Annotated in this window: 19 protein-coding genes; 14 read left to right on the top strand and 5 right to left on the bottom strand. The window is 61.5% G+C overall.

Annotated elements, in window-relative coordinates:
* The first annotated feature begins 87 nt into the window (after positions 1-87).
* The 11 genes from ABID16_RS19910 (at position 88) to ABID16_RS19860 (ending at position 11,604) form a co-directional block, all read left to right on the top strand.
* A complete protein-coding gene (locus ABID16_RS19910) occupies positions 88-1,128 on the top strand; it encodes an AraC family transcriptional regulator (RefSeq protein ID WP_354558109.1) in 1,041 nt (346 codons plus the stop codon).
* A gap of 107 nt (positions 1,129-1,235) precedes the next feature.
* Complete coding sequence (locus tag ABID16_RS19905; RefSeq protein ID WP_354558108.1) at positions 1,236-2,822, top strand: xylulokinase; 1,587 nt, start codon at positions 1,236-1,238, stop codon at positions 2,820-2,822.
* A 4-nt stretch (positions 2,823-2,826) separates the two neighbouring features.
* The gene (locus ABID16_RS19900) at positions 2,827-3,480 is read left to right on the top strand and encodes a class II aldolase/adducin family protein (protein WP_354558107.1); all 654 of its coding nucleotides are present in this window, start codon (positions 2,827-2,829) and stop codon (positions 3,478-3,480) included.
* 3 nt (positions 3,481-3,483) lie between these two features.
* Complete coding sequence (locus tag ABID16_RS19895; protein WP_354558106.1) at positions 3,484-4,947, top strand: aspartate aminotransferase family protein; 1,464 nt, start codon at positions 3,484-3,486, stop codon at positions 4,945-4,947.
* A gap of 4 nt (positions 4,948-4,951) precedes the next feature.
* On the top strand, positions 4,952-5,602 hold the full coding sequence (locus ABID16_RS19890; RefSeq protein WP_354558105.1) for a hypothetical protein: 651 nt from the start codon (positions 4,952-4,954) through the stop codon (positions 5,600-5,602).
* Positions 5,603-5,732: 130 nt separating this feature from the next.
* Positions 5,733-6,788, top strand: a complete 1,056-nt coding sequence (locus ABID16_RS19885; RefSeq protein ID WP_354558104.1) for an NAD-dependent epimerase/dehydratase family protein — start codon at positions 5,733-5,735, stop codon at positions 6,786-6,788.
* Between the two features lie 260 nt (positions 6,789-7,048).
* Entirely contained in the window at positions 7,049-8,218 is a 1,170-nt protein-coding gene (locus ABID16_RS19880) for an ABC transporter substrate-binding protein (protein WP_354558103.1), read from the top strand.
* 95 nt (positions 8,219-8,313) lie between these two features.
* Positions 8,314-9,174, top strand: a complete 861-nt coding sequence (locus ABID16_RS19875) for a branched-chain amino acid ABC transporter permease (RefSeq protein WP_354558102.1) — start codon at positions 8,314-8,316, stop codon at positions 9,172-9,174.
* Complete coding sequence (locus ABID16_RS19870; protein WP_354558101.1) at positions 9,171-10,163, top strand: branched-chain amino acid ABC transporter permease; 993 nt, start codon at positions 9,171-9,173, stop codon at positions 10,161-10,163. Before ABID16_RS19875 ends, ABID16_RS19870 begins: the two co-directional genes overlap by 4 nt.
* On the top strand, positions 10,160-10,903 hold the full coding sequence (locus ABID16_RS19865; protein ID WP_354558100.1) for an ABC transporter ATP-binding protein: 744 nt from the start codon (positions 10,160-10,162) through the stop codon (positions 10,901-10,903). Before ABID16_RS19870 ends, ABID16_RS19865 begins: the two co-directional genes overlap by 4 nt.
* Positions 10,903-11,604, top strand: a complete 702-nt coding sequence (locus tag ABID16_RS19860; protein WP_354558162.1) for an ABC transporter ATP-binding protein — start codon at positions 10,903-10,905, stop codon at positions 11,602-11,604. The genes ABID16_RS19865 and ABID16_RS19860 overlap by 1 nt, the downstream gene beginning before the upstream one ends.
* Before the next feature lie 118 nt (positions 11,605-11,722).
* Here the strand turns inward: ABID16_RS19860 and ligM are convergent, their stop codons facing one another.
* The 3 genes from ligM to purU form a co-directional block, all read right to left on the bottom strand.
* Positions 11,723-13,135: a vanillate/3-O-methylgallate O-demethylase gene (gene ligM, locus ABID16_RS19855; protein WP_354558099.1), complete on the bottom strand. Its 1,413-nt coding sequence runs from the start codon at positions 13,133-13,135 to the stop codon at positions 11,723-11,725.
* 156 nt (positions 13,136-13,291) lie between these two features.
* Positions 13,292-14,023, bottom strand: a complete 732-nt coding sequence (locus ABID16_RS19850; protein WP_354558098.1) for a GntR family transcriptional regulator — start codon at positions 14,021-14,023, stop codon at positions 13,292-13,294.
* Between the two features lie 97 nt (positions 14,024-14,120).
* Positions 14,121-14,969 carry a formyltetrahydrofolate deformylase gene (gene purU, locus ABID16_RS19845; protein WP_354558097.1) on the bottom strand — a complete coding sequence of 283 codons (849 nt, stop codon included), beginning with the start codon at positions 14,967-14,969 and terminating at the stop codon, positions 14,121-14,123.
* 198 nt (positions 14,970-15,167) lie between these two features.
* Here purU and ABID16_RS19840 point away from each other — a divergent pair, with 198 nt between their 5' ends.
* From ABID16_RS19840 to ABID16_RS19830, 3 genes are all read left to right on the top strand, one after another.
* Positions 15,168-16,100, top strand: coding sequence for a methylenetetrahydrofolate reductase (locus ABID16_RS19840; protein WP_354558096.1), 933 nt, complete (start codon positions 15,168-15,170; stop codon positions 16,098-16,100).
* Positions 16,101-16,211: 111 nt separating this feature from the next.
* Positions 16,212-16,496 carry a toxin-antitoxin system TumE family protein gene (locus ABID16_RS19835; protein ID WP_354558095.1) on the top strand — a complete coding sequence of 95 codons (285 nt, stop codon included), beginning with the start codon at positions 16,212-16,214 and terminating at the stop codon, positions 16,494-16,496.
* The gene (locus ABID16_RS19830) at positions 16,493-16,864 is read left to right on the top strand and encodes an HVO_A0114 family putative DNA-binding protein (RefSeq protein ID WP_354558094.1); all 372 of its coding nucleotides are present in this window, start codon (positions 16,493-16,495) and stop codon (positions 16,862-16,864) included. Before ABID16_RS19835 ends, ABID16_RS19830 begins: the two co-directional genes overlap by 4 nt.
* A 12-nt stretch (positions 16,865-16,876) precedes the next feature.
* Here ABID16_RS19830 and ABID16_RS19825 read toward each other — a convergent pair whose 3' ends face one another.
* Positions 16,877-17,935, bottom strand: a complete 1,059-nt coding sequence (locus ABID16_RS19825) for a 4-oxalomesaconate tautomerase (RefSeq protein WP_354558093.1) — start codon at positions 17,933-17,935, stop codon at positions 16,877-16,879.
* On the bottom strand, positions 17,928-18,599 hold the full coding sequence (locus ABID16_RS19820) for a 4-carboxy-4-hydroxy-2-oxoadipate aldolase/oxaloacetate decarboxylase (protein ID WP_354558161.1): 672 nt from the start codon (positions 18,597-18,599) through the stop codon (positions 17,928-17,930). The genes ABID16_RS19825 and ABID16_RS19820 overlap by 8 nt, the downstream gene beginning before the upstream one ends.
* Position 18,600 lies beyond the last annotated feature (1 nt).

Here is an 18,600-nt window from a genome sequence, read left to right as displayed (position 1 = left end):
CCAGCCTTGCGCGACCGAGCCTTACGTGCACCCGCAGGACATGTCATAAGCAGCGGGCGCTTGAGACAAGTCATCCGGAGGGGTCATTTGAAATCGATCGATACGCGTTACGTGACTGCCAATATCCCGGCCTTCCTGATCCGAAGCCTTGTGGCAACGCTCAACGATCTTGAATGCGATACGTCCCGGCTGATGGTCGGCCTTGGCGTCACGATCACCGATCTGGCCGATCCCGGCTGCCGCATCTCCTTCCGGCAAGGCCGCGAAATCGTGTTGCGAGCACTTAGCATGACCAAGGGCCGCGCACTCGGGCTGGAAACCGGCATTCGCGAGAAGATCACGTCCGTCGGCCTGGTCGGCTACGCCATGTTGACGGCAGCAACCATAGGCGACGCGGTCAATATCGGTCTTGCCCTGCAGAAAGACACCGGCAGCATGCTGGAGTTCGACAAGAAGGACGTGGCCGAGGGCGTGGCCTATACCGCGGCCAGCCGCTTTCACGATCCGGACATTTATGCCTTCCTGATTGAGGAGGCCTTCGCCAGCTTCATGGGCATTGGCCGCGAACTGGCAGGCGAGGCCTTCCGGCCTTTGCGCATCGACCTCGCCTATCCGCCGCCGCCTTATGCGGCCGAATATGCACGCATTTTCTGCTGCGATGTCCGCTTCGGCCAATTGGAAAACGCCTTTATCTGCGACGCGCGGTGGTACGAGATGCCGATTGCGAGCGCCGATCCTTTCAGCCACCGGCAATTGCTCGAATTCCTCGCCTACACCCGCACACGGAACCGCGAGGCAGTCGAGATCATAGAGCAGGTGGAGCGCGCACTGAGGCAAAATCTCGCCGGGCGCAACAACATCGGCGATGTGGCGAAGGAATTGGGCATGAGCGAGCGGTCACTCCGCCGCCGGCTGGCCGAAAGCGGCGTTTCGTTCCAGACCCTGCTGGACGGTCTGCGTAAAGGGCGAGCGCTGGAGCTTCTGGCCAATCCGATGATGTCGATCGAACAGATTGCCCATGCCGTGGGCTTTACCGACCCCCATAATTTCCGCCGTGCCTTCCGGCGCTGGACCGGAACGACGCCCGGCGCCATCCGCGCGGATCTCGTTACAGATTGGCCGAAATAGACCCCATATCGGACACATCCGCCGCTTCATGACACCCCGTTTTCCCGCTAGATTTGTGACAAATGGGTGAAATGGCGCGGCCAAGCGCTGACCCGCGGGAACGTGCAATGACAGTGTTCGACCAATACATTCTGGCGATCGATCTGGGCACCAGCGGCTGCAAGGTGGGCCTGGTTTCGGGCAATGGCGATGTCGCGGCGTGGGCCTTTCGTCCCGTCGGATTGCAGGTTGTCGACGGCATCGGCGCAGAGCAACGGCCGGAAGACTGGTGGGCGGCTTTTCTGGAAGCCAGCCGGGAGGTCCTTTCCAGGACAACAGTCTCGCGCGGCCAGATCGCCGGCATCTGCGCCTCGACCCAAGGCGAGGGCACGATTGCGGTCGATCGAGACGGCCAGCCGCTGACCAACGGTATCACCTGGCTCGACATGCGCGGCGCGCGGAACTTGAAAAAGTCCATGCGGGGATCGCTGAAGGTCGCCGGTTACGACGCAATCAAGCTGCAGAAATGGCTGCGGCTCTGCGGCGGCGCCCCGGCCCTGTCCGGGAAAGACCCCGCGGGGCATATGCTCTTCGTGCGTGACGAATTGCCCGCGATTTACGAGAAGACCTACAAATTCCTCAACGTGTTGGACTTCTTCAATCTGCGCCTTACCGGCCGGTTCTGCGCCACCCAGGATTCCATTCTGACCTCTTGGGTCACAGATAATCGCAATGTCGACAATATCCGTTATGACGACGGTCTGATTGCCGCAAGCGGCATCGACAAATCAAAATTCCCCGATCTCGTGCGCTGCACCGATGTCATCGGCACGCTTCTGCCCGAGGTCGCCCAACAGCTCGGTCTGTCTCCCAGGATCCCAATCGTCGCTGGAGCGATCGACAATTCGGCCGCAGCCATCGGCGCCGGGGCCTATGAGGATTATGAAGCGCATCTTTACATGGGCTCGTCCTCGTGGATCGGCGCGCATGTGCCGTTCAAGAAGACGAGTATCTTCGACCAGATCGCCTCCGTTCCCTGCCCTGCCCCGTCGAAATATCTGATGATGGCAATGCAATCGAGCGGTGCCGCCAACATAGCGTTCCTGAAGGATCGCATCGTTTTTCACGATGACGGGCTCTATCGGGGTGAGCCGACGCCCGATGTCTACGCGGTGCTGGACGAGATATCAGCCCGCACGCCGGCCGGCGCGCAGGGCATGGTCTATCTGCCCTGGCTGTTCGGCGAACGGAGCCCTGTCGACGATGCATCGCTTCGCGCCGGCATTTTCAACATGAGCATGGAGCATAACCGCGAAACGCTGGTGCGCGCCGTTTTCGAAGGCGTGGCGCTCAACACGCGCTGGATGATGCGCCCGGTCAACAAGTTCCTCGACCGCAGAATAGAGGAACTGACCATCATCGGCGGCGGCGCAATGTCGAACTCCTGGTGCCAGATTTTCGCCGATGTGCTGAATGTCAGAATTCGGCAGCCGCGCGACCCGATGAAGGCCAATGCCCGCGGCGCAACCTTTATCGCGCTGCACGGATTGAAGATCATGGACATGCGCGAAGCGACGAAATCGGTCGTCATCGACCGCGTCTATGATCCACAGGCGGCAACCCGCCAGCTCTACGACGAACGCTTCGGCATTTTCACCGAACTGCACAAGCGCCTGGCTCCGCTTTACCGCCGCCTGAACGGCGCGAAAGGATGATGTGATGATCAGTTTCGCCAAGGAAAGACAGGATGTCGCCGACATGTGCCGCACACTCGCCGATGCCGGCTATTTTGCCGGCACGGGCGGCAATCTCGGTTTACGCCTCAATGACAAGCTGATGGCCGTGACACCGACTGCGCTCGATTACTACCTGATACATGCCGAGGACGTCGTCGTCCTCGATATCGACACGCTCACGGTTGTCGAAGGCGAAAGAACCCCAACGGTCGAGAAGGCGCTGCACGCCGCCATGCTGAAAGCGCATCCTGACCATGGCGTCAGCATCCACACCCACCAGCCGGTGGCTAGCGCGGTTGCGCTGTCACACGAGGTTCTGCCCTGGCCAGCCGGCACGGATCGAACCGGGCTCGGTCCCCATATCGCCGTCATCCCCTATCGTCCCTCGGGCACCGGCATGCTGGCAAAAGTCTTCCGCAAGAACCTGCGCTCCGACATCAACGCCTATCTGATGGCCAGCCATGGCGCGATCTGCTCGGCGCCGGACTTTCAGGCGGGGCTTGGCGTTATTCGCAAGATCGATGCGGCTGCAGCCGCCTTCCTTCGCGAGCGTCTGGAAAAGCGCGCCAACCTCGACAAACAGCTTCAGGCGAGCCTCCTGAACACCCTGAACAAAATTGAATTGATGGGAGCTTGAGACATGAACATGAGCGCAGACATCTCCACCAATGCCTATTCGATCAGCGCCTGGCCGGACTATCCCGACCTGATGGGCCGTCTCAATGCCCTGCTCAAGCAGCCTGTGCGCGGCATTGCGCGGCAGAACATGCCGCAGGTGCTCGACTACTTCGAGCAGAAGTGCAAGACCTCGAAGGCGCTGGCCGAACGTGCCAAGGAGGTCATTCCCGGCGGCGTTCAGCACAATCTCGCCTTCAACTATCCCTTCGCCATTGCCGCCGCCAAGGTGGACGGCGCCTATATGTGGGATGAGGACGGCAATCGCTATATCGATTTTCTCCAGGCCGGGGGCCCGACCATTCTGGGCTCCAACTATCAGCCGGTCCGGCAGAAGGTCCACGAGATCGTCGAAAGCTGTGGGCCCGTGACCGGCCTGCTGCATGAATACGAAATCAAACTCGCCGAGATCATCCGCAAATACATGCCCGGCATCGAAATGTTCCGCATGCTGGGTTCGGGCACGGAAGCCGTCATGGGCGCGATCCGCCTCGCCCGCGCCCATACCGGCAAGAAATGGGTCATCAAGGTCGGCGGCGATTATCACGGCTGGTCGGACCAGATGGTCTATGGCATGCGCGTGCCCGGCACCGGCCGCCGCGAGGCTCACGGCATTCCGAAGGGCTCAACGGCTTATACGCAGGAAGTCTTCCCGAACGAACTCGGGTCGCTGCGTCGCAAGCTGATGCTCAACAAGATCCGCGGCGGCACCGCAGCCGTCATCGTTGAACCGCTGGGCCCCGAAAGCGGTACGCGCCCGGTCACACCGGAATACAATCGCGAAGTCCGCAAGCTCTGCGACGAATTCGGCGCACTGCTGATCTTCGACGAAGTCGTCACCGGCTTCCGCGTCGGCATGGGCGGCGGCCAAGGCTATTTCAACGTAAAGCCTGATATCACCGTCTTCGGCAAGGCGATCACCGGCGGCTACCCCATGGCGGGCGGCATCGGCGGACGCAAGGAGATCATGATGACGCTCGCCGGCGGCATCGGCGGCAAGGGCGGCAAGCGCGCCTTTGTCGGCGGCACGCTCTCGGCGAACCCGCTTTCCTGCGTCGCCGGCTACTATGCCATCGAGGAAATGGCGCGCACGGGCGCACCGGTTCTCGCTGGCCGCGCCGGCGATCGCCTGACCGCAGGGCTCAAGGAGATCATGAACCGCCTCGGCCTGCCTTACGTCGTCTACAACATGGGCTCCATCGTCCATCTGCAAACGTCCGCGGTGCTGCTCATGAGCATGCGCAACCCGATCAAGCTGATGCGCGAAGCCGATGCCCGCAAGCATCTGATGGAAGAGATGGGCGCGGCCTATCTCTCGCGCGGCATCCTGACGCTCGCTGGCAGTCGCATCTACACGAGCATGGCCGATACGGATGATGTGATCGACGATGCGCTCAACCGTTTCGAAGATGTCTTCAAGCTGGTTTGAGACGATGAGCCTTGACCGCACTACCATTGAAGAAACGCTGGGCCTTGCCGCCGCAAGGCTTGCCGGAAAGGGCCTCCTGAAGCCGGGGGACACGCTCTCGCAGCGTATCCCGGAGCAGAACGCCATGGTCCTGACCGGTATCGTAGCCGGGCAGGACGTACCGGAGGATTTCGCGTGGTCGGACCTGATGGGCTCTTCATCCGACCTGCACCATGCCATCTACGCCGCCCGGCCGGATGTCGGTGCGATTGCCACAGGCCAGTTCACCTGGACCAGCATGCTGTCGCGCCTCGACCTCTCGCTGCCGCCGATCTTCGACGAACAGATCCGCCAGCTCGGCGTGGAAGCCCGCCGCGTTGCCCGCCGTTCGACCGAACCGGGCGCATTTCCGGCGCTTCACAACGGCGCGAACGGCTATTGCCTGGACAATCTCTCGATCTGTCTGGGCATGGGTCTGGAACGCCTGCTGCTGAACATCGAGATTCTCGAGAAGTCCGCCGAGAGCTTCGTTCTGGCGGCGAGCGCAGGTCTGAAGGTCAAGCGCATTCCGTGGCTGATCAAATATATCGCGAACGGTCGCCTGAGGAAGGACCAGAAGGATGCCGCCGCGCGACATCTGCGTGGCGAGCGCTCGATCATGAAGGCAGGCTACTAGGGGAAAGGCAGGCGAAGCCGAGAAGCGGTTTCGCGGCCTGAACTGCATAAAACATAGGGACAGACGATAGCTCGCGACCCCGCATGCACATGCACTTCCAGCTCAGGATACAACAAGGGGATCTACGCATATGGAAGAAACAGTTCTTGTCACCGGTGGGACCGGCTTCGTCGCCAGCCACATCATCCTTCAGCTTCTCGCCGATGGGACGACGGTTCATGCGACTATCCGCAGCCTCAAGAACAGAGCGAAGGTCCAGCCACTGCTCGACCTGCAGGCGCGCTATCCGGGCCGGCTGAAGCTGTTCGAGGCGGACCTGCTCAAGGAAGGTTCATTTGATGCCGCCATGGCCGGCTGCTCCATCGTCTACCACGTCGCCTCCCCGTTCAAGCTGCCGGAGAAAATCAAGGATGGGCAGACCGAAATGGTCGATCCCGCGCTCAAGGGCAGCCGTAACGTGCTGGCATCGGTGAACCGGACCGAAATCGTCACCCGCGTGGTCATGACATCGACAATCGGCGCCATATTTGGCGACTATATCGACGTTTACGCGATGAAGAACCGCACACTTTCGGAGGCGTATTTCAACACCACGAGCAATGTGAAAAACAATCCCTATCATTATTCCAAGGTTCTGGCCGAGAAGGAAGCCTGGAAGATGAACGCCGCTCAGAGCCGCTGGTCTCTGGTCACGATCAATCCCGGCATGGTGCTCGGCCCATCCATCACACCGGCCTCGGAATCCGGCTCGCTTTTCCTCCTGGACGAAATGTTCAAGGGCTATTTCTTCTACGGCATGCCGGATCTGTCGCTGGCCTGTGTAGACGTTCGTGAGGTTGCCGCCGCCCATATCCGGGCCGCGAGGAATCCGGATGCCCATGGCCGCTACATCGTAGCGGAGGATCACACCCGAACCTTTGTGGAACTTGCAGGTTATGCGCGACGGGTTCATGCCAGGCCATATATGCTGCCCTCCTGGCAGATCCCGAATGTCGTCGTCCGCGTCATCGGCCCGCTGTTCGGCCTCACACAGGAATACATGTCCAACCACCTCGGCATCCGCTTCGCGCTTGATAACAGCCGCAGCCGGACCGAACTTGGTATCGTCTACCGGCCGATCGCGGAAACCATCGAGGACCATTACCGCAGTTGGGCGGCGCAAAGACAAACGGCCGGCAGCGGCTGAGAGGCCTCGCATCTGCTGCGGCGCAGCCACAGATGCATCACACGTCCTGCCTCACGCTCGATAAAGACCGACATCGTCCGTACCGCTGCGAGACGAAATGCGTGACAACATCCTATCTTGTGCACCCCTGATATGTATGTATACATTGCGAGCCATCATGGATTGATCGCTGAAGGAAAGAGCTTGGAGGAGCGCCCTTCCCGTTACGGCCCTGCCGTCTGCGATCTGCGTGTCGAAACGACAAACGGGAGGAAATGCACATGATCACCAGACGTCATCTCATTGCCAGCACAGCCGCTATTGCCATGCTTTCGGGCGCAGCACCGTCATTTGCTGCGGATGCGGTCAAGATCGGCCTGATCCTGCCCATGACAGGCCCCTTCGCCTCGACCGGCCGGCAGGTTGAAGCTGGCGTTCGTGCATACATGGCGCTCAATGGTGACACAGCCGGCGGCAAGAAGATCGAGATCGTGCTGCGCGATGACGCCGGTACCGCCGACCAGACACGCCGCCTCGCGCAGGAACTGATCGTCAACGACAAGGTGTCGATGCTGATGGGCTTCGGCCTGACGCCGCTGGCGCTTTCGGTCGCTCCGGTTCTCATTCAGGCCAAGGTGCCAGCCATCATCACCTCGGCCACGACCTCGGCCATCATGTCGAAATCCGACTATTATGTGCGCACCTCCATGGCCGGTCCGCAATCGGCAGTTCCCGTCGCCACCTGGGCGGCGAAGAACGGGTTGAAGCGCGTCGTGACTTTGGTGACGGATTACGGCCCCGGCTACGATATCGAGAAGGGCTTTACCGACCAGTTCAAGAAGGACGGCGGCGAGATCGTCGAGGCGGTGCGCGTGCCGCTCCAGAACCCCGATTTTGCGCCCTTCCTCCAGCGGGTGCGCGATGCAAAGCCGGATGCGGTCTTCGTTTTCGTGCCGGCCGGCGTCGGCTCGCTGTTCATGAAGCAGTTTGTCGATCGCGGTCTGGCGGATGCCGGCATCAAGCTGATTGCCACGGGCGACGTGACCGATGACGATCTGCTCGGCGCCATCGGCGATCCGGCGCTCGGGGTCATCACCGGGCATTTTTATTCGGCAGACCATGACAGCCCGGAGAACAAGGCTTTCGTGAAGCAGGTGAAGGACGCCGCCAAGATGCGTCCCAACTTCATGGCGGTCGGCGGCTTTGACGCCATGCATCTTGCCTATGCGGCGCTCGACAAGACCAATGGCGACACGGACGGCACGAAGCTGATCACCGCGATGAAGGGCATGGAATGGACGAGCCCCCGTGGGCCTATCTCGATCGATCCCGCCACGCGCGACATCGTCCAGGACATCTATATTCGCAAGGTCGAGAAGAAGGACGGCGAACTCTACAACGTCGAGTTCGACACGTTCAAGAAAATCCACGATCCCTTCGTGGCGAAGTGATTAGCCAAGCTGTCTTAGTTCGGTGATCTCCAGTTACCGACATTTCCGAAACCGGCGGTGGGGCAGTCGCGCCCGCCGTTTAACCGGGAGAGACCATGCTCACGATCCTGTTCGACGGCATAGCCTATGGAATGCTGCTCTTCATTCTCGCCTGCGGATTGTCGATCACGCTCGGGCTGATGAACTTCGTCAATCTCGCTCATGGTGCCTTCGCCATGGCGGGCGGCTATGTCACCGTGATCCTGATGAACCGCTACGGCATCTCCTTTTACCTCTGCCTGCCGGCGGCCTTCCTTGTCACGGCGCTGATCGGCGCGGCGCTGGAGGTCACACTTTATCGCCGGCTTTACCGCGCATCGCATCTCGATCAGGTGCTTTTCTCCATCGGTCTCGTCTTCATGGCGATTGCGGCGGCAGACTATTTCATGGGCGGCCAGCAGCAGCTCATCAACCTGCCCGCTGAACTGCGTGGCCGCTTCGATCTCTTCGGGGTGGGCATCGGCCGCAGCCGGCTTTTCGTCATCGTCATCTGCGCCCTTCTCGCGGTCGCCCTCCAGCTTGCACTGACCCGCACCCGCTTCGGCAGCCAGCTCCGCGCCGCCGTGGATGACGGGCGCGTGGCGCGCGGTCTCGGCATCAATGTCTCGACCATTTTCGTGCTCACCTTCGCGCTCGGTTCCGGCCTTGCCGGCCTTGGCGGCGCGATCGGGGCGGACATGCTGGGTCTTGACCCGAATTTCCCGCTGAAATTCCTGATCTATTTCATGATTGTCGTCACCGTCGGCGGAACATCCTCGATCACCGGGCCGTTTGTCGCCGCCCTGCTTCTCGGCATCGCAGATGTGGGGGGCAAATATTACCTGCCGCAGGCGGGCGCCTTCATCATCTATGCAGTGATGATCCTCGTGTTAATCGTGCGGCCAAATGGCCTCTTTACGCGAGAGGGCGGCCGATGAGTCGTCAAACCGACGCCCTCACCCTGCTCAACGCCAAGCACCGCTGGCGCCTCTGGGAAATCGCGCTCTGGCTCATCGCCGTTGCCGCGATCTTCGTGCTGCCCTCGCAATTGCTGATCCTGACGGAAATCGCGATCCTCGCGCTCTTCGCCGTCTCTCTCGATCTCATCCTCGGTTATTCGGGCATTGTCTCGCTCGGCCACACCGCCTTTTTCGGGCTAGGGGCCTATGCGGCGGGCATTCTGGCGCGCGACTATATCGCCGAACCCGTCACCGGCCTCGTCTTCGCCGGTCTGATCAGCGGTCTCTTCGGGCTGGCGACCAGCTTTCTCGTGCTGCGCGGCTCGGACCTCACGCGGCTGATGACCACCTTCGGCGTCGCCATGCTGCTGGCAGAACTCGGCAATCAGGCCGCCTGGCTCACCGGCGGCGCGGACGGGCTCTCGGGCATATCCATGGGACCCATTCTCGGCCTCTTCGAATTCGATCTCTGGGGCCGCACCGGCTATGTCTATTGCCTCGCCGTACTGATCGCCCTCACCTATGTCGTCCGGCGGATCGTCAATTCGCCCTTCGGCCTGTCGCTGATGGCGATCAGGCGTAATCCGCGCCGTGCCGCGATGCTCGGCATTTCGCCCAAGCGGCGCATTGTCGTCATCTATGCTGTGTCTGCCGCCTATGCCGGCATGGCGGGAGCCCTGCTCGCGCAGACCACCAATTTCGTCTCGCCCGACGTGCTCGCGTTCCACCGCTCGGCCGATGTGCTGCTGGTCCTCGTCATCGGCGGCGCGGGCCATCTTTATGGGGGCATTTTCGGCGCAATCATCTTCACCATGCTGCGCGCCTGGCTCTCCGTCGCCACCCCGCAATACTGGATGTTCTGGATCGGCACCATCCTCGTCGCCATTGTCATGATCGGCCGCGAGCGGCTGACCGGCTGGCCCGCCCTGCTGGCCGCGCGGCTCAGGGGCAGGGAGGAAACACGATGACGGCGCTCGAAACGCGGCATCTCGTCAAGCGCTTCGGCGGCTTCACCGCCACGCATGACGTGTCGCTCTCTATTCGCAAAGGCGCGCGCCATGCGCTGATCGGGCCCAATGGCGCGGGCAAGACCACGCTGATCAATCTCTTCACGGGCGTCTTCGCGCCGACAAGCGGGCAGATTCTGCTCGACGGTGAGGACATCACGACGCTCCCCGCCCATGCCCGCGTGGCGCGTGGCCTGTCGCGCACCTTCCAGATCAACCAGCTTTTCGGCGACTTCACGCCGCTCGATTCCATGATGCTCGCCATCGGCGAGCGCAAGGGCCACGGCCGCCGCTTCTGGCGGCCCCTTGCGGCAGACCGTGACGTCGCCGAGGAGGCGGTAGCAACGCTGGAACAGTTCGGACTCGCTGACGCAATGTCAAATGAGACGAAATTGCTGCCATATGGCAAGCAAAGATTGCTCGAAATTGCCCTTGCCATCGCTGCGAAGCCGAAGGTCCTGTTGCTGGACGAGCCCGCGGCTGGCGTCCCGGAGGAGGAGCGCGAGGAGGTTCTGGCCATCGTTCGCGCCCTGCCCGAAGACGTGACCGTGGTGCTGATCGAGCACGACATGGACCTCGTCTTCTCCTTCGCCGACCGCATCTCGGTTCTCGCCGCCGGTGCCCTCTTTGCGGAAGGCACGGTCGAGGAGATCGCCCGCAACCCGCAGGTCAAGGCCATCTATCTCGGGGAGGATACATGATGACCGCGCTCCTCCACATCGAGAAACTGGTGGCCGGCTATGGCGAGGCGCGGGTTCTCTCGCATATCGATCTCACCGTCGAAGCCGGACGGTCGCTCGCGCTTCTCGGCCGCAACGGTGCCGGCAAGACGACGCTGGTCGACACGATTGCCGGCGTTACCACGCATCATGCCGGCGCGATCCATTTCGACGGCTGCGACATCGCCCGCCTGCGGCCCGAACAGCGCGCGCCGCACGGCATCGGCTGGGTGCCGCAGGAGCGCAACATCTTCCCTTCGCTGACCGTGGAGGAGAACCTGACCGCCACTGCCCGCCCCGGCCCGTGGTCGCTGGAGCGTGCTTATCAGATGTTCCCCCGCCTGAAGGAACGCCGGCGCAACATGGGCAACCAGCTTTCCGGCGGCGAACAGCAGATGCTTGCCGTCGCCCGCGCCCTCATGCTCAACCCGAAGCTGCTGCTTCTCGACGAGCCGCTGGAGGGCCTTGCCCCGATCATCGTCGATGAACTGCTGGCAGCACTCCGCCGCATCGTGCGGGACGAGGGCATGTCGGCGATCATCATCGAGCAGAAGGCGCGCAAGATATTGCCGCTGACGGACGAGGCCGTGGTTCTGGACCGCGGGGCGGTGAGCTATCAAGGCACATCGCAGGCGCTGTTGGACGATCCGGAAAGGCTGGAGGGGCTGCTCAGCGTTTCCTGAGATAAGCCAGAAACGAAAACACCGAAGGCAAGACTTGCCTTCGGTGTTTTCGTTTTATCAGTCGTTTCTCGATGAAAAGATCAGGCGCAGCGCTCGCGCACCGCGCCGGCTCCATGTCTCAGCGCTTGGTGCGCCAGCTTTCCGCATAATTCTCGCGGGCTTCGCGGGCATACGGCGTCGGCGAGACGCGGACGCGGATCTTGGCCTGCTTGTGGCGCTCGGTCGAGGTCTTGCCCGAACCGCCGTCCGGCTCGCCCCAGACGAGCGTCAGCACGTCGCCTTCGTTGATGTCCGGATCGACGATGCCCAGCGAAAGCAGGCAGCGCTCGTTATAGGAATAGCCGTTGAACATCGACATGCCGACGCGCTTGCCGCTCTGGTCGAGGATCAGGTCGGCGCTGGTCGAGGCATAGTTCGGCTGCGGGAAGTCGATCCACTTGTAGTGGTCCTCACCCGGCTTGAAGGCCGAGGCGATGACCTCGACAACATCTTCGGCGTTCCACTCGAAGGTCACCTTCTTGCGGTTCTTCTGCTCCTTCATCTTCGAGAGCGCCTGCTTGCCGATGAAGTCGTCCTTCTTCCAGCCGATATAGAAATCATAGCCGAGTTCGAACGGGTTGACGTAATAGTCCTCGATATTGTTCGAGACGTAGCTGCCGCCGATGGCACCCGTCGCTTCGTAAGAGTCAGCACCAAGCCACTCGCGATAGGCCTGCAACATGCCGTCGCCGGTATAGATGCCCGGCAGCGGAGACGGGATCCAGCCGGATTCCAGCGTGTTGGTCGAATAGGCGCGGCTGCCGCAGCGCACGAGATCGACATTGGCTTCCTTGGCGGCTTCGAGAATGCAGCTCAGGATATAGTTCTTGTCGTCATAGGGACCCCAGATTTCGAGACCCGGCGCGCCGGACATGCCGTGGCGCAGCGCCTGTACCTTCTTGGAGCCGACATTGATCTGGTCGACATGGAAGAACTTGATCTCCGGGATCGGGCCACGGTTCAGCTTTTCGAAGATCTTGTAGGCCTCGGGGCCCTGGATCTGGTAGCGGTAATGCGTGCGGAACACGCGCTCGCCTTCAGGGCGCGACGGTGAGCGCGGATCGTGCTTGATGCGTACATTCCATTTGCCATAGGCGGCGCAGAACATCAGCCAGTTGGAGGTCGGCGCGCGGCCGACGAGAATGAACTTGTCCTGGCGCTCACGGAAGATGATGTGGTCGCCGATGACATGGCCGTTCGGCGTGACCGGCACGAAATGCTTGGCGCGGTTGAGGCCGAAATTCGAGAAGGCGTTGATGCCGTGATAGGCAAGGAACGCCTCGGCATCAGGGCCTTCGACGATCAGTTCGTCCATGTGGTGCGACTGGTCGAAGAGAACCGCCGAATGGCGCCAGGCCGCCTGTTCGTCGCGCCAGTTGGCAAATTCCGGGGCAACGACCGGGTATACATACATCCCGATCTTGGAATTGCGCAGACGCCCGACGATGTCGGGATTTTCTTTCATGATGTCGGACAGACTGGACGCAGCCATCGTGGTTCCTCCCATTGGCAAAGCTGTTATGTATACATTCATGCCGATTGACGCGCAGAATGCAAGCTTCTTTTTCTGGGAGACTGTTGGGAAACGGCGATAGATGGATGACGGTTTCAGCACGCATCACGAGGAAAGCGTGCTGTTTTGCCGTATCTAGCGGTGGATCAGGGCTAGTCCGGGGATCTTGGCTAAGAGGTCGGGGTCTTTATTGAAAATGTATTCAATATTGTGCCGCGCGGTGCGCGCATGTTCGCGCGCCACGAATTCCGCGCGCGCGCCTTCGCGACCGACGATGGCATTGACGATCGCCTTGTGCTGCTCCTGCGCCGAGCGCAGCGAGCGGCGGAAGGCGGCGATTTCCATGCGATTGGGAAGAAATGCCGACGGCGAGGCGAAGGGCAGTGCCGAGGCGCGCTCCACCTCGCGGCGGATCATTTCGCTGCCGCAGAGCCCGGCCAGCTCGCGGTGAAAATCCTCGTTGAGATCGGAATAGGCATCGAAATCGACCGCATCGCCTTCCCCGAAACAGGCGTCGATCTTCTCGACAATCTCATGCAGCCGAGCCAGACCCTCCGGCGAAGCGCCCCGCTCGGCGGCAAGCCGCGCGGCCGTACCTTCCATGACCCCGCGCAGCTCGATGGAATCGATCACGTCCTCATAGCCAAAGCGGCGTACAACGAAGCCGCCATTGGGCAGACGATCCAGAAGACCCTCCTCCGCCAGCCGAGACAGAGCCTCACGCACCGGTGTGCGGGAAATCTCCAGCGTTTCGGCCAGCGACACTTCGAAAAGACGCATTCCGCCGGGCAATTCGCCACTGACGATCTTTTCGCGTAATTCGATCACGGCCCGGCGGCCATGGGTGGCCGCTTCACTGACTTTCATGGTTGGATTCCCCCATTCACGCAAACGCTATAGCACCCGCAGAGGCGACTGCGAAGCGCCTCAAGGGCGACTTGTATACACTGACGAACAGCGCCGCCTATTTGGCGAAGACGACCGTCTTGTGCTTGTTGAGCAGAACGCGATCCTCCAGATGCCACGTCACGGCGCGCGACAGAACCCGGCGCTCGATATCGCGCCCCTTGCCCACCAGTTCTTCCGGCGTGTCGGCATGGCTGACCGGCTCGACGTCCTGGCATATGATCGGTCCCTCATCGAGATCGCCAGTCACATAATGCGCCGTCGCGCCGATCATCTTCACGCCGCGCGCATGGGCCTGATGATAGGGCTTGGCGCCCTTGAAGCCGGGCAGGAAGGAGTGGTGGATGTTGATGCAGCGGCCGGAAAGAAACGTCGAAAGCCCATCGGAAAGTACCTGCATGTAGCGCGCCAGCACGACAAGCTCGGCCCCGCTCTTCTCCACAATGCGCCGCACGTCCGCCTCCTGTGCCGCCTTGGTCTCCTTCGTCACCGGCAGGTGATGATAGGGGATGCCCTCCATCAGCGTCAGGTTCAGCGCCCCGCGCGGGTGATTGCTGATAATGCCGACAGCCTCCATGTTCAACTCGCCGATCCGCATCCGGTAGAGCAGATCGCCGAGGCAATGGTCGAAGCGGGACACCATGAACAACACCTTACGCCGCGTTCCGGCAACGCGCAGCGTCAAGTCAAGGCCAAAGCGCTCCACCTCTTCGTCGATGCCGGCACGAAAGGCAGCTTCCGGCTCCGACATCGAAAACGCCACGCGCATGAAGAACATCCCGGTTTCCGGATCGTCGAACTGGTGCGCCTCGAAAATGTCGCCGCCATGGGTGGCGATCCGCACCGCAACAGCGGCTACGATACCGCTGCGATTGGCGCAGCGAAGCGTCAGAATATAGTCGGTCATGTCTCTCCTCCCTTGTGAAGGACTTGGAAGAGCGCTCCCACGTCCCCGTCAGTCCTTGCGTGCCACAAACCGGCTATGCGTACACATTTTCCAAGACCTTATCGCCAAATATCAACCATAAAGGTCATTTTCGTCCGCATATTGATTGTTTCGACAACCTTGATGTATACATAACAAGAGACATCGAGGAGGAGCAAGATGGCTTTTTTGAATTTCGGAAGTCGCACCGACGCCAAGGCATCAAGCCCCGATCTCGATGCGGAGGCCGCATCCTTCATCGACAACTGGTCCATTGAAGTCATGCCGCGCACGGCCGCGAAGGTCGAGAGCTTCCGCGCTCTGCTACCCGCCGGAACGCGGGTCTATATTGCCCATATCGCCGGAACGCCCTTCGAGGACATGCTGGCGACCGCGCGGCGACTGACGGAAGAAGGCTTCCCTGTGATGCCGCATTTTCCGGCCCGCATCATTCCCGATTTGACGACGCTGGAGACCTGGGTGCGGCGCTATCGCGAGGAAGCGGGCGTTACGCAGGCGCTGCTGCTCGGCGGCGGGCTGACAAAGCCTGAAGGCACTCTGGAAAGCGCCATCCAGCTGCTCGAAACCGGCCTTTTCGACCGCTACGGCTTCCGGCACCTGCATGTCGCCGGTCACCCCGAAGGCAATCGTGATATCGACTCGGATGGCACGACGGCGCAAGTCGATGCGGGCCTGCTATGGAAGCAGGACTTCTCCGCGCGGACCGACGCGCAGATGGCGATCGTCACCCAGTTCGCCTTCGACGCCGCAGCCGTCACAAACTGGGCCGAGCGCATCGCCGATCTCGGCGTCCGCCTTCCCATCCATATCGGCATTGCGGGACCTGCCAAGCTACAAACGCTGATCCAGTTTGCCCTCTCCTGCGGCGTCGGCCCGTCGCTGAAAGTCTTGCAGAAGCGTGCCATGGACGTGACCCGCCTGCTCGCGCCCTATGAGCCCACCGACGTCGTTAGCGGCCTTGCGCAATACAAGGCAAGCAACCCCGAGAGCCTCATTTCGCAGGTCCACGTCTTCCCCCTCGGCGGCATCCGCACCGCCGCCGACTGGATGAACCGGCAGCTGCCGGCAGAGCCCCAAGCGGCGATGGCGTGAGGATCGGCCGTTACGACGATCGCATCGCTGCCCGGGCTTCCTCATAATCAGCGCAGGAAAGCAATGTTGGCTAACTTGACAACGGTCTGAAGTGTTGGCATCTTAGACAACATGAAGGCCGAGAAGATCACGGAGCATAAGAGCGTTCCGGCCGACGGGAGCATCATCCAGTTCGTCGTCTGGAAAGCGCCAAAGTCTGTTCCACCCTACGCGCACGCTTTCAAATTCCGTCTGGCTTACATCCAGGACGGAGTGCGCATCGTGGGCTTCGACAACGAGCGCGGAAAGGGCGACCACATGCATCTGGATGGCGAGGAATTCCCCTATCGGTTCAACACAGTGGAACAATTGATCGAGGATTTTCTATCCGAAGTCGAAAAGCGGAGGCAGTCATGAGAGCATTGACCATCACCACGAATCCGGACTGGAAATCTGCCCTGCGTACTGCAGGACATCGCGCCGAAGCTGGTCTCAATTCCGATGAATATCAAGGCGAAACGCTGAATTTCGAAACGCCGGGCGCATTCTTTTCGCGTCTCACCGAGCGCCGTTGGCAACTGCTCGACGCACTCCTTGGGAGCGGCAAGGTCGGTGTGCGCGAGCTGGCGCGCAGACTAGGCAGGGACGTTAAACGTGTCCACGAAGATGCCGCCGCACTGGTCGAACTCGGGCTGATCGAGAAGGATGAGCGCGGTGCGCTGAACTGCCCGTTTGAGAACATCCACGTGGACATGGTGATGGGGTCTTCAAGAAAAGTCGCATGATGGCGCGGCGCATCAAATCGCCGGAAACACCCGCCCGTCGAAGAGCTTGCGGGCGGTGCGGATCGAGCCGGCACCTGTCACATTCCCCTCCCCGTCGAGATCGAGGAAGACTTCCATCGATCCCGTGGGATGCTCAATGTGATAGACGTTGCCCACAGGCAGCGCGGCAAGCGCTGCCGCTGGTCCCGACTTCAGCCGCGTAGCCGTCGCAACGGTGATTGCGGCGAAGACGCCGATAGAGGCGTGGACACGGTGGGGGATGAAGCTGCGCGTCGAGAGTACCCCGCCGGCACGGGGCCGCGAGACCAGCACTATCTTGGGCACCGAGGACTCTGTGACGTCACCGAGATTCATCAGTGGCCCCGCTTGCAGGCGGATGGCCTCGATCCGTGCCTTCAGGTCCGCGATTGCTTCAAGTTCCTCCCAGCTCTCCTCACCTGAAATTCCAAAATCGGAAGCGCGCAAGATAACACAGGGCATCCCGTTGTCGATCAACGTTGTCTCAATACTGTCAATTATGTCCACTAGATGGCCAGTTGGCAGCAACGCGCCGCACATCGAGCCTGCAATATTGGCAAAGAGCAGCGGCACGGCGGCATGTCTGCCCGGAACGCCGGCAATCTCCGTCTTGCCCCGATAGGTCACGCGGCCGCCCGGCGTTGCCACGCGCGCCACCGCCACCTCGCCCGTGTTGACCATATGGATGCGGACTTCGGTCTCCTCGTCCCGCGCTTTTACCAGCCCCCGCTCGATAGCCGCCGGGCCGACGCCCGCCAGAATATTGCCGCAGCCCTGCGCATCGCTCACCAGCGCCCTGTCGACGAAGACTTGCAGGAAGAGGTAGTCCACATCGGCATCCGCGCGGCCGGATTTCGACAGGACCGCAACCTTCGATGTCAGCGGATCTGCCCCGCCGATGCCGTCGATCTGGCGCGGATCGGGCGAGCCCATGATGGAGAGCAGCAGCCGGTCGCGTTCTGCGGGGTCGGAAGGCAGGTCGTCGGCGAGAAAATAGGCCCCCTTCGATGTGCCGCCGCGCATCCAGAGGCAGGGGATACCGTCCTCAGACATATTTCAGCCCCTTGGCGGCGAGCGCGCCGCGCATGTCGTACATGTCGAGGCCCAGTTCGCCCGAGGCCAGCCGCTTGCGCTTCATCTCCTCGTTTGCGAGCCGCCTTTCGGCCGCGTTCAGCACCAGTTCGGCTTCGGGGTAATGCACGACGCAGACGCCGTCGTCATCGGCGACGATCACGTCACCGGCCTCAACCAGTGCGCCGGCGCAGACAATGGGCACATTGACCGAGCCCAGCGTTTCCTTGACCGTGCCCTGCGCAGATATGGCCTTGGCCCAGACCGGGAAGCCCATGGCCGTCAGGTCACGGATATCGCGCACGCCCGCATCGATGATCAACCCGCGGCAGCCGCGCGCCTTGGCGGATGTAGCAAGCAGATCGCCGAAATAGCCGTTGTCACAGGGCAACGTCGGAGCAAGGACGAGAATATCGCCCTCGCGCACCTGTTCGATCGCCACATGCAGCATCCAATTGTCGCCGGGCGGCGCGGAGATGGTGACGGCGGACCCCGCAACCGAGGCTCCGGGATAGATCGGCCGCATATAGCTCGCCAGCATGCCCTTGCGCCCCTGCGCCTCATGCACGGTTGCGACACCGGCACGGGCGAGACCTTCGATTACCGCCGGATCCGCGCGGGGAATGTTCTGCACCACCACGCCCATG

Source organism: Limnomicrobium aquaticum (genome assembly GCF_040545545.1).
Classification (GTDB): domain Bacteria; phylum Pseudomonadota; class Alphaproteobacteria; order Rhizobiales; family Rhizobiaceae; genus Ensifer_A; species Ensifer_A aquaticum.
Note: the sequence above shows the minus strand (reverse complement) of the source record. Positions and strands in the feature narration are given on the sequence as shown.